Here is an 11782-nt window from a genome sequence, read left to right on the forward strand (position 1 = left end):
TGCGGGAGTAACTCAGTGGTAGAGTGCAACCTTGCCAAGGTTGAAGTCGCGGGTTCAAATCCCGTCTCCCGCTCCACGAAAGAATCAAGGCTTACCTACGTAAGCCTTTTTTCGTATGCGGGCATAACTCAACGGTAGAGTGTCAGCTTCCCAAGCTGAAGGTTGCGGGTTCAAATCCCGTTGCCCGCTCCAGATATTTCAAGGGGCCGTAAGCGCATTGCTTATGGCCCCTTTTCTTTTTGCAATCATATTTTCGACCTTCGGATGGAAAATTCTTCCGATCCCCGGCAAAACAGCGGCAAAAATACGTGCAAAAGGCCCTCCGGCAACTGCCCTCCTTCTTTCAGTCTTCCCCTTCTGCATCCTTCACAATTTTTATGGCGATCTGAAAAACAAGAATAACGATCGCGAGCCAAGTTGTCGGTTTGATGGATGACGCCATGACCATCTTTTTCAAGTAGCGTTTGTTGAAGAATGCGGAACATGGTCGGTGCCAGTCCACGAAGGCGGTAATAACTTCGGCTCATGGGAGCATGATGCCGATGAAAAGGATATTGATCCCCATACCGGCCCCAGTCATTGAACTGCCGTTATCGTGTCCGTGACGGCACCAGGAACAACCGGATAACCGCCCGCCGTTCCGGCAGAATCTTGCCGTGCTCCGCGCAGCTCCTGCGCTTCTGTGGTAGTGCGGCTCTTTTTCAAAAAAAAATCCCCGCCATGCTCCGCTTGCGCCATCTGCAAAAAAGCAATCCCGTAACCTACCGTTTTTTTTTATTCTTGTGTCTTTGCACGCCGGATTTCCGTATAGGCGCTTCAAAAATTCTTTTTTTTATTCAGTATGTGCTTGACAAGAACTTGGTTTTAGATTTTATTGAAAAAAAATTTATCATCTTTCATTCCAGTTCATATACATATAAATATAATACTTATTGATATCGTTTATTATCAATACCTGTCATAATATATTATACTGTTCATATCAATTAAATTATATCGAAGGCTGTTATGACAAATTTCATATTTTTTACTGATGCATACATGACTGTATATTTATTTGAAAAAAATAAATATACATCATATAAAATTATCCTATGTATCCTATGGTGTGCGTTGACGATCATTCTTTCAGGCAGTTCTTCCTCGGCCTCGAGCTATGATGTCATTGAAAATCTATGCCCGGAAGCCATGTCTGAAGAGAATTATCGCTCTGTCGTCAAAGAATTCTCCTATCGTATGAAGGATGCCGTTGAAAGCTACGGATGTGATGTCATTCCTGTATATTACGCTTTTGAACCAAACGAAAGCATAGCCATGCTCGACATCATAGAAAACTCTGAAGATATGATGCGCAGCATGACAGCTCTGTTCAAAAAAAGACCGGAACTGGCAGAAGCCTTTCACAACAATACCAAATTGATTCTGCCGCTTTCCCAATACCTGGGCGACAGCAATGCTCTTTCCCAATATATTGATCTGCTGCAAACCATGACCCGCCAGCAGTATGCAGTGTTTTCCGAACCGGAAAAGGATTCCAACATCCTTCTTGCCCGCCTGCTGATCCCCGGCCTTTCGGCATTGAAATTAAAAAAGACTTTTTCGCCCAAGGAAATGGAACTCCTCATTCCGCTGTTGGCATTGTCCCATTCCTGGTCCGATGACCAATATCTTCCCGCGCTTGCCGCGCTCCCCAATGACTCCTGCGACGTATACAAGATGCTTCTTCAGGAATGGGGCATTGAGGAAATGCAGAAACTGATCAAGCTTACTCCACATGCCGTCACCAGCATTCTCCCGCCCATGACGTGGCGGGAAATCGCCCATCTTTTTCCTGCCGGAAGCTATCCAACACCTGAGCGATTCCGCACCATGCAGCAGCGCTACATTCAGGTACAGCACATGCTCTACGGGGAAACGGCCCGGCACTACTCTCCTGCCTGGGGTGCAGAAGTATGCGCGGCCCTTGCCGACGCTCTGGTGCAGGGACTCATGGAGGCAGACTTTCAGCAGGAAAAAGACATCAGAAGATTTCTTTCCTGGCTCGTCTCAGACAGTCTCTTCTTTCGCGACATCGTCTCCGTTTCCCCATGTCAGGAAATAAGCAACATCACGCTGTTCGGCATTCTGCTGGCTCAACCTGAAAAAAAACATCTCGGCGGTCTGGCTGACTGGTATGCCAAGGGCGATCTCGCCAGGCTGCTGAACAACTGGACAAGAACAACAAGCCCTCAAAAGTTTGCCGGCATCTTTACGGGTGACACCCCGACTTCTGAAAACATCTATCTTGCCAGCATGATGAGCCTTTCCGTAAAACGACGGGCCCTGCCGCCCGAGCAGCAGAAGCTGCTTGACCAGCTGCTGACCTCTCTGCCCGGACCGGAAGAACCGGTGTGGCTCGCTCCGACATTTCTCGCCTCCGTGGGAGATACCCTTTTCTCCATCATGCAAAAAAGACAGTTCTCCCGCCAATATGATGTGGCAATACGTCTTCTGCAGTTCGGTTTCCCGGACAGCGATTCTCCGTCTCTGTATCAATACTTCTGTGCAGGCAATCCTCCCGGCAGTCCCGATGCCCGCAAAGCACTGCTGGAACGGGGCAGTCTGCCGGAAGACACGCTGCTGCGCTCAGGCTTAACCATCAAAGGAAAACTGGAAAACGTTACAGGCGTAGATCCCATCAAGGCACTCATCTATACCAGCAACGTATTGGATGCCATTGATATAGCCTGCCAGATATGCTCCTTTGTCTATCCTCCCGCACGTGCCGGCTCCGCCGTGGCAAAAATCGGCACTGCCATGATAAGCCGCGGGATAAAAAAGTCCGTCAAAATCGCAGGATCACGGCTGGCCATACGCAGAGTTTCCATGGCAGGAGCAAGGCAGCTTGTTCAGGGAAAAACGGCAACGTCCGCAGCCAAAGGCGCCAGAAACAAGGGGCGTACGCTTCCCCGTCGCCAGCCGAACTCTTCCCCCGAGGGGCTCGATCTCGACAACATTCTGAAACTCATGGAACTATATGACATGCTGCAGAATGCATTCGGCCGTGATCCGGAAAAATACATGCCTGACTGGAGCGAAGTACAACTGCTTTGTCCTGGCCAGACGAAAAATGAAAATACGCTGAAGGAGATGAACTTATGAAAAACAGACAGGGAATACGCATATGGAGCTTCTGGGTAGCCCTTTTCTGCGCGCTTCTTCTCCTGGCGCCGTCACCGGGAGTGGCGGCCCGCAGTGCAAGCAGCATCATGACCAGAATACTTCGACATGCCGACGAGGCGGCCGAACTGGGCAGACAGTCGGGGCAGGTTCTCAATGCCGCGGACAAGGCAAATATGCTGAAACGCTTTCCTCATCTGGCGACCAAAGGCGACGACGTCATTCTGGGCGCAAAAATGGTGGAGGACTTCGCCGCAGCAGGATCTAAACAGGCCCGTCTGATGGATGCCCTGGATAACCCCGTAAGTCTGATGCGCATGGAAAAAAACATGCAAAAGACGTGGAGCCGCGTCGACGACATCGCTACCGTCATGGCTTCGGCAAAAGGCGGTCTGGGAGATCTGCGCAGGCTTCCCGCGCTGAGCAATCTGCCGCAGCAGACCTTAAACAACATTTCGAACATATTGGGGAACTACAAAGCCACAGCCAACGCGACCATGAACATGCTGCGTCGCGGCGGGAAAAAATCCATGGAGGTTCTGGAAACGCTCAAGAAGTACCTGCCAGATCCCAATATGCGCAACCTTGCTCTCGGTCTGATGGCCTGGCATATGATTGATCCCGACGGCGCGGAAGAAGCTATCTCCAACTTTTTCAGAGATCACGCCATTCCTCTGATGACAGCGCCTGTCAAAGGCACAGTTGAAGGATTGACCAAGGGTGTCACCGATCTGGACAATGCCGCGGTTCCCTTGATGGACGCCATAAAAAATCTCCATTCCGAGATACTCATCTTCATCGCCATTGTTATCTGCGTGTGCTTCAAGCCTTGTCGCCGCACCATTCTGGCCCTTCTGGCCCTGCCGTTCAATTGCCTCACCAGAAAAATTCATGAAATCGACTCAGGCTCCGGGCTCTCCCGGTCAGAAAAAAAGAAAGGCGCCTCTCCCTCCTTTGACGCCAGCAAATTCAACGCCGACCTGCACAGAGGCAGCAAATGCAAGATCAGGAAATAATGCAGCACATCAACATCGTTCTCATAGGCCCGAAGCACTCCGGGAAAACCATCTTTCTGACCGCTCTGGCGAATTGCAGCAGCATTACCGTCGAAGACCCGGAAAGCATTGCAAGTCTGAACGACAACTGGAAACTTCTCCAGAAAGGGGAAACTCCTCCGGCAACGGCCGGAACGCTCAAGGACATACAGCTGGCCTTCCGCACCGAAGCCGACGGATGCTCTTACAACGTCAACATCCTCATATCCGATTACGACGGACATTTTGCCGAGACCCTGAGCCGCGATACGGAAGACAGCCCGGAAAAGACGGCGTTGTGCAAAAAAATCAGAGAAGCAAACGGGTTCATCTTCTTCTTTCCCTCCGCCGATGAAGACGATCTCTCCATCATGGAAGAGCTGCGAATGGAAATCGGCTACTTCATCAGCCTGCTGAGAGAAATATACAACGAGGATGAACGCATCGCCACACCCGTCGTCCTTGCCGTCAACAAGTGGGACAAAAACAGCGCCTTTCAGACGGAACAGGAAGACAGGGCGGCTGCGGAGCATATTGAGTCCGTTGAAATCTATCGCGTCATCAGCGACAAGCTCAAAAACTTCTTCAGCGACCTCACCATACTGCCCATGTCGGCCTACGGCCATAAGACACCGGACTCTCATCCCGTACCGGGGCAGATGCATCCGTATCGCACAGACGAGGCAATACTCATTCTCGTCCGCCGCTTCTTCAGCAATCTTCAGGAACGTGTTTCCACACTTGAGGCAAACGGTCAGTTTGTGGAACTCGCCGAATATCTGCTGTACTGTGCGCCCCTCTGGCGACGCTGTGAAGGTTTTGACTACGCCGACATGCTGGAGAAGGCTCTCGACCGAAGTTCTGCCGCTCTCTTCGAGAAGGTAAGACACTGCACCACCCTCAGCGAATTTGACAGCAGTTTTCATGCTGCGCCCGAACACAGTCTGCAGGAATACTTCAGCGACGAGCAACAGCAGCGCATCAACGACATCAGACAGGCCTTGCAGCAACAGGAGAACAAAAAACGTCTGCGCCTCAGTTTCCGGGTACTCAGCCTTTCCGCCGTTCTGCTTCTGGGCGGATACATGGGCCATTTACACTACAAGCGCGCCGCCGACTACTCCGCGGTCATGAACAGCACCGCTTCCGTGTATGACACCATCGCTCTGCTCAACGATTACGAAAAAGCCTACGCCAACAACCCGCTTCTGCTGGGCCTCTACAGAAACAACCTGACAGAGGTCCGCAACCTTCGCGACATGCTCGTAAAAAAGATGCGCGACGACTTCTCTCAAAAAATGGCACAGGTGCAGACGACGACCGATGCCTGCGAACGGGCTGCGCTCGCCGATCACCTGCTGTCCGATGTCGCCTATATCGAACCGGCACTCACCGACCGGGTACAGACGCTGCTCCAGCAAAGCCAGACCATATGCCAATGTCGGGCATCCGTGGAGGATCCGCAGGTGACCCGGTATGATCTGGACAAACTGCGTCTTGAAATCAAAACTCTGCCCGATTCGGAGGAAGTCAAAACCCTGCTCGCCCGCATCGACGAACGAAGCGAAAGTCTCCGCGAACGCGATATTGCACAGGCACTCGACCAGCTCTCTTCCCCCACGCAGGACAACGACGGCTACGAACAGGCAAAACAGCTGCTCATGCAGTACGCAGACGATCCTTCAGCAACCATTCAGACAAGACTCGCCAATATCAGACAGAGCCTGGGAGAACGACTGTACTATGCCATCCTGCACCGCGTTTCAGGCATCTCCGAACAGACGCTGGAAAAAAATATTCATGAACTCAGGGAGTTCATCAGCAGGGAGGCAGAACAGGGGCTGCTCAGCGAAGAATACAAGCAGGGCATCTCCAATGCCATGCAGCGCAAGGTGGAAGCCATCGACAGAGCCGTCATAGCAGGCATCGGCAGGGAAATCCTGTCGCTGAACGACCTGGCAGACAGAGAAGAAACGCTGCACTATCTCGACGAAAGACTCGCAGACGTCACTCTCGACTATGGTCTGTTCCGCTATCAGCGTCCATGGGACTTGAGCAACACCGTGGAACTTCTTCAGAAAGACACGGAACGGTATAAAAACGCTCTGACATTCGGCCTCGACGTTGACTGGTATATTTATGCCCGCAAAGGAAACCCGCTGGGAGCAGGCTGCGGCTGGGTAAAAAACAACGAACTCACCTTCCAGTTCTCCCCCACCAGCGGTCAGGACGTCTCCGGCAGCTCTTCCGATTCCACCTACGTCTGCAACGCTTCCGACATGCCCGGCTTTGAATCCCGCTTCAGTTTCGGCACAAAGACGATTTTTCCAAGTCACGGCACCCTCACCATCTCTCAAACCGACACCATCGACTGGCTGAAGGAATCTTCGACCGTGCAGTATCTCAATATCACGGAGGAAGATATTTTCTCCCTGCTGAAATCCGGCAACATACTCCATAAACAGCTGGGTCAGGATTTCGCCCTCATCCTCAGAAGGAGATGACCATGCTCCTCAAGGTCGCCCATCATTTCTGGCAGAACAATGAAAACGCCACATGGTCTCCCTCTGAGTTTCCCGTCCCTGAAATCGAAGCAGAAATCAAAAAGCAGTATGAACGCCTCCAGACGGAACGACCGTCATGGAAAACGTTCGGAACCGTCTGCGTTTTTTTTGACTACAGGCCAGGAAAGGATATCTATGGAAGAACGATAGTTCCCATCTCCTTTGCCTTTCTGCGCAACTGCAGAAATCCTTCCCGCAGCGCCGCGGCCGTACTCCCCGTACTGGCGAAGGCGCCTCGAACGGCAACGGAGATACATGTTGATCTCCCCTGGGAAAAAACGCTGCTGAGCGCCCGTTGGGGACGAGCCGTCCTGATTCCGGGGCTGCTTCTGCTTTTGGTCGCAGGAGTGCTGTTCACCATGTTCATGTCAAACTCCGACGTGCCGCCCTCACCCCCGACCCAAAACATGCCGTCTCATGAAAACGCTGCCGACGACGGAAAAATGCAGGCCTCTCCCCCTCGCCCCGCTCAAGCAGAATCTGCAGCACGTCAGCCCGTCGAGCTTCGGCAGCCGCCATCTCTGTGCTCGCGAGAAGACCTCATGGAAAGTCTCTACCTGTGTCCATCCATATACGCACGCCATCAGTGTCAGAGCGGCAGTCAGCGCATCCCCTTTGAGACGTGGCTGGACAAGACGGACGATTCCCGGTGCGACTTATGGAAAAGAAGCAGCCTGAAACAGTATGTGAAAAAGGATCAGCCGCTGTCCCAAAAGGACAGACAACTTATTGATACGTTCTTCTTACAGCAAGAGAGACAAAAATGAAGCGCAATACGTTAAAAAAACTTCTCATTGCAGGATCAGTCCTTTCATTATTAATGATATTTTTAATGCTCTACAGCTGCATGCGGCCATTCGAGGCATCAAGGCATGAACAGGTCGTACAGCAAGAACGCCCAAGAATAATGGAGTCTTATAATTCTTTTATCAGCAACTGGAATCAGTTTGCCGAGGCATATTCTTTCCACTATCGTCTCCTCGGAAACAACGCATCCTCGCCAGCCTCTGTGCTGAACACTCTGCAGCAGTGGTGTACCGCCTTCTGCCAGCCGCCTTCGGAGCAGTACAAGGCGGAACTTGCCCGCATGACGAACGAACTTCCTGCAAGTACCTTTCAGGCTTATGAAAACTTTCGACGCAAACACTATCGGGAGCAAAAGCTCATTCTCAGCGGAAACATGTCCGAACAGGAACTGGCCCATGCGCTGAACGCCTATGCGGGTACCAGCAAGAACGGAGAGATTCCCAACTACCTTACACCGGACACCGTAAAAAACATCTTATACATGAATAATCTGTGTATATTCTTCAATGGGGAAAAAGACCTTCTCCATGAACAGGGCATTGACACCAATATTTACCGCTGCAGTGATCTTACCACCCACGGAGCCTATCCCTATCTCGACAGCATGATAAAATAATTTTCATCCATCCTGAAAAATACGTGTGCCGTCAGAAATGTTGCCTGTGATTTTGGCTGATGGGCTTCTGTCGTGCCATTTGCCTGTTGCAGACATTCGCGTTCGAAAGATTTGCCGGCATACCGACAAAAGCTGCGTTTGCCGCGCTCCGGTGCGCGTCTGCCGCTCCGGGGAAAAACAAGCATGAACCCCTGAGCCCCAGTACACCTGACACGGAAAGAGGACGCGAGTGATCTCATGCGTCCTCTTTCCTTAAAAGATGCTTTATCTGCAAAGAACAATCTACCGGTCTCAGGCTCAGCCATCAGTGACATCTGCCGGACTGCCCCGATTTACCCGATGTTCTTCCGAAAAACATGGCCGGCAAGGGGCGGACGTGTCTTTCTTCTCACCTCAGCATCTCCGCACCCTTACCGGTATTTCTCACGAAAACAGGCTGCTATTTTCCCCACTTTCACCTGCGTCTTCATGTACCTGCAAAAATAGAAAACTCACCGATCATTCTGTGTAATCAATGTCATCTGTTCCCTGTATCAGTATACAATAAACACGCACCTGAAACTTTCATGAAATATGCGATAAATTGATAACCAGCTATTTATATCATACTTACCATGATCGAAGTTATCCCATGTCGAAATAGCGATTATGACGCTTACGCACAGCTCCTACAACAGGAATCAGACAGAAGATAAGGGAAACTACCAGCATACAGAGCGAAATAGGCTGTTCAACAAAAATCGACAACGAATGATCGGAAATTGTCATACTTTGCGTAAAGCCTGTTTCCATCATGGGTCCAAGAATGAGGGCAAGAATAAGCGGAGCCAGGGGAATACTGAGTTTTTCCATGATAAAACCGATCAGTCCGAAGCTCAAAGCGACTAAGATATAAAAAGTGCTGTTTCCTGCGGCAAACGCCCCTGTCACGCAAAGAATCACAATGGCGGCTCCCAGCAAGACATCGGGAATGGAAAAAACAAATTTTGCAATCATCCTTCCTAAAAAAAGGCCCATGGGTCCGAGAAGAAAGTTGGCAAGGAAAAATCCGACAATAATTACATATGCGATATTGGAAGGATCAGCGAACAAGGCAGGTCCGGGCCGCAGACCGTGAATCATGAGGGCTCCGAGAAAAAGAGCGGAAGTTCCGTTGCCGGGAACCCCGAGGGACAGAAGCGGCACCATGGAACCGCCGACGACCGCATTGTTGGCTGCTTCCGGAGCCGCAACGCCTTCCGGCACACCGGTGCCGAACTCCTTATCCTTGTTGCGGGCCTTCGCCAGATCGTACGACATGTAAATGGCCATGACCTGACCGGCACCGGGCAAAATGCCGATAATCGTGCCCAGAAGAGAACTCGTGCCTATGACCGGAAGAAGTTTGCGGAAAAGCGAAAATGACGGCAAAGTCTTGCCGATTCTGATTCGGGAAACATCATCGTCATCCGCCATTTTTGTCTTCTGTCCCAGTCTTTCCATCAATTGAAAACCGGAAGAAATACCGAAAAGACCGATGAGAGCCGCAACAAACGGAATACCGTCAAGCAGCTCGAAGTAGTTTCCGACGAAGCGGGGAAAACCGTTTTCCGGGCTCATACCAACCGTGGAAAGCAGAAGTCCCAGCAGACAGGCGACCAGTGTCTTTGCGGCATTCTTGCCTGCCATCCCTGCCACGGAAGCCAGCCCCAGCACCCCAAGAGAAAAATATTCCGCAGGCCCGAAATACAGTGCATATCCGGCAAGCGTAGGAGCAAAAAACATGAGACAGACCGCACTGAACAGTCCTCCCATGATTGAACTGATGGTGGAAATGCCAAGAGCAAGGCCCCCCTGCCCCTTCAACGTCATGGGATACCCGTCCATAACGGTTACCATCGAGGACGCCGTACCGGGAATGCGCAACATAATGGCGGGAAAGGATCCTCCATAGCACGCAGCCGTATACAGACCGGCCAGCATGAGCAGCGCCTGAGCAGGGTCAAGATTAAACGTAATGGGAATAAGAACTGCAATGGCAATGACGTCATTGATGCCGGGAATGGCGCCAACTACCAGTCCGAGGAAAACACCGAGTATAAGCCAGACAAAAAATTCAGGACTCAGAACCGTAGAAAATGCAGCAAGAATTTGTTCCATGGTCATTCCTTACCTAGTACAGAAATATTGGGACTGCGGTTCCACCCCACGGCAGGCGGCTTTTGCCGCCTGCCCTTTCTCAATGACTACAGACCAATGCCGAGGCTTTCAAACGACGCCGGCAAAGGCACTTCCAAAAGAACATGAAAAAGAAAGAAAATAACGCCGGGAAACACAAGGGAGAACAGCACGGCAATAAGTTTATGGGCATAGCCTCCATTAAAAATGGTCAGAAGACTGAGGAGACTTGCAGCAAGGAAAAAACCTGCTCTGGGAAGCGCCGCAAAAAAACCGAGAATCAGAATGACCTGTATGATGATCTTGCGATAGCGCACCAGGGAAAACTGAAACGCAGGCCCTTCCTTGAAGAACGCTCTCACTGCAAGGAAGGCAGAGCTTACGCCAAGACAGCCGGCGACGAGCAGAGGAAATTCCTTGTCTCCTTCAGGATACTGCCAGGCAACGGCAAGAACCGTTAGGCTTATAAGGAGGAAAAACAGATAGATAAAAAAATCCTGCTTCCATATCCCCATGACCGACCTCATTTGCTGTTGATCTGATTCTGAAGCAGATAGCTGCAGGTGTGGGCGATGTTGTCCATCTGCTGCGTAAACGCGGCGCTGTCCATGTATACGCAGGGGAATCCGGCTTTCTTCATGCGTGCCTGAAACTCGGGACTGTTTATGATGCTGCCGAAAATGTCATTGAGCTTTTTCACGACCTCATCGGGAGTGCCGGCCTTTACGGCGAGACCGCGGGTAGTTCCCCATTCCGAGGAGCGCACGCCGTCCTCGCCCTCATAAAAGAAACCGATGCTCGAAAAAGGAGTAAGGTTTTCAAAGCCTTCATATTTCTTATCGGACATAATGCCTATGCAGCGGATCTTCCCGGCCTCAAGGTTGACGGAGGCCTCTCCAAGGCTCAACAGCGCAGCTTCCACATGTCCGCCCAGAAGCTGGGTGATCTGCATGCCGCCGCTCTTCGCAACCACATAAGAAAACTGGACATTGAACTGCTTTTCGAGAAGCATGCCTCCAAGCTGCGGAATGTTGCCGGGGGCCGAAATATTAATGATGAGCTTGCGCTGTTTGGCTGTTTCCATGAAGTCATGGATGTCCTTTATCGGAGAGTCGGCACGTACGACCACGACGGTAGGATCCTGACAGAAAGCCGCGACCGGCTGAAAAGAGTCCGTCTTGAACGGCGTCTGTCTGGTCAAAGAAGCAATAACCGTCGTCGGCGTATACCCCAGCACGGTATAGCCGTCTGCGGGAGCCTTGAAGACGGCCGTGCTCCCGGCAATGGAACCTCCGGCAGGCATGTTCTCTACAATGAGCTTGTGTCCGTTGATGTATTGTCCGGCAAGATCCGACATCATGCGAATAGGAACATCGACTCCGCCACCGGCACTGTAAGGTACGATGATTCTAATATTCTTTGAAGGATATTCAGCAGCAGAAACA

8 protein-coding genes and 2 tRNA genes are annotated in these 11782 nt (G+C 51.3%); 7 read left to right on the forward strand and 3 right to left on the reverse strand.

The window, feature by feature from the left end; genetic code table 11:
* The first annotated feature begins 1 nt into the window (after position 1).
* The 7 genes from Q0J81_RS03525 to Q0J81_RS03555 all read left to right on the forward strand — a co-directional run bounded on the left by Q0J81_RS03525 (position 2) and on the right by Q0J81_RS03555 (position 8180).
* Positions 2-76, forward strand: a tRNA-Gly gene (locus tag Q0J81_RS03525).
* A 41-nt stretch (positions 77-117) separates the two neighbouring features.
* A tRNA-Gly gene (locus Q0J81_RS03530) sits at positions 118-192 on the forward strand.
* Positions 193-1188: 996 nt separating this feature from the next.
* Positions 1189-3141, forward strand: coding sequence for a hypothetical protein (locus tag Q0J81_RS03535; RefSeq protein ID WP_294446056.1), 1953 nt, complete (start codon positions 1189-1191; stop codon positions 3139-3141).
* A gap of 194 nt (positions 3142-3335) precedes the next feature.
* Complete coding sequence (locus Q0J81_RS03540) at positions 3336-4175, forward strand: hypothetical protein (protein WP_294446057.1); 840 nt, start codon at positions 3336-3338, stop codon at positions 4173-4175.
* Positions 4175-6697, forward strand: a complete 2523-nt coding sequence (locus tag Q0J81_RS03545; RefSeq protein WP_294446058.1) for a hypothetical protein — start codon at positions 4175-4177, stop codon at positions 6695-6697. Before Q0J81_RS03540 ends, Q0J81_RS03545 begins: the two co-directional genes overlap by 1 nt.
* A gap of 2 nt (positions 6698-6699) precedes the next feature.
* The gene (locus Q0J81_RS03550) at positions 6700-7524 is read left to right on the forward strand and encodes a hypothetical protein (RefSeq protein WP_294446059.1); all 825 of its coding nucleotides are present in this window, start codon (positions 6700-6702) and stop codon (positions 7522-7524) included.
* A gap of 242 nt (positions 7525-7766) precedes the next feature.
* Positions 7767-8180 (forward strand): hypothetical protein, encoded by a 414-nt coding sequence (locus Q0J81_RS03555; RefSeq protein ID WP_294446060.1) that lies wholly within the window; start codon positions 7767-7769, stop codon positions 8178-8180.
* 624 nt (positions 8181-8804) lie between these two features.
* Here Q0J81_RS03555 and Q0J81_RS03560 read toward each other — a convergent pair.
* The 3 genes from Q0J81_RS03560 to Q0J81_RS03570 all read right to left on the reverse strand — a co-directional run bounded on the left by Q0J81_RS03560 (position 8805) and on the right by Q0J81_RS03570 (position 11697).
* Positions 8805-10319, reverse strand: a complete 1515-nt coding sequence (locus tag Q0J81_RS03560; protein WP_294446061.1) for a tripartite tricarboxylate transporter permease — start codon at positions 10317-10319, stop codon at positions 8805-8807.
* A gap of 86 nt (positions 10320-10405) precedes the next feature.
* Entirely contained in the window at positions 10406-10852 is a 447-nt protein-coding gene (locus tag Q0J81_RS03565) for a tripartite tricarboxylate transporter TctB family protein (protein WP_294446062.1), read from the reverse strand.
* 8 nt (positions 10853-10860) lie between these two features.
* Positions 10861-11697 carry a tripartite tricarboxylate transporter substrate binding protein gene (locus Q0J81_RS03570; protein WP_294446063.1) on the reverse strand — a complete coding sequence of 279 codons (837 nt, stop codon included), beginning with the start codon at positions 11695-11697 and terminating at the stop codon, positions 10861-10863.
* Between the last annotated feature and the right edge of the window lie 85 nt (positions 11698-11782).

The sequence above is a fragment of the uncultured Mailhella sp. genome (genome assembly GCF_944324575.1).
GTDB lineage: Bacteria > Desulfobacterota > Desulfovibrionia > Desulfovibrionales > Desulfovibrionaceae > Mailhella.

Bases quoted from the DNA above. Each gene is read 5' to 3' on its own strand.
- Q0J81_RS03550 (WP_294446059.1), top strand. From the start codon at position 6,700: ATGCTCCTCAAGGTCGCCCATCATTTCTGGCAGAACAATGAAAACGCC.
- Q0J81_RS03565 (WP_294446062.1), bottom strand. From the start codon at position 10,852: ATGGGGATATGGAAGCAGGATTTTTTTATCTATCTGTTTTTCCTCCTT.
- Q0J81_RS03560 (WP_294446061.1), bottom strand. From the start codon at position 10,319: ATGGAACAAATTCTTGCTGCATTTTCTACGGTTCTGAGTCCTGAATTT.
- Q0J81_RS03535 (WP_294446056.1), top strand. From the start codon at position 1,189: ATGTCTGAAGAGAATTATCGCTCTGTCGTCAAAGAATTCTCCTATCGT.
- Q0J81_RS03570 (WP_294446063.1), bottom strand. From the start codon at position 11,697: ATGATGTCGGATCTTGCCGGACAATACATCAACGGACACAAGCTCATT.
- Q0J81_RS03540 (WP_294446057.1), top strand. From the start codon at position 3,336: ATGCTGAAACGCTTTCCTCATCTGGCGACCAAAGGCGACGACGTCATT.
- Q0J81_RS03545 (WP_294446058.1), top strand. From the start codon at position 4,175: ATGCAGCACATCAACATCGTTCTCATAGGCCCGAAGCACTCCGGGAAA.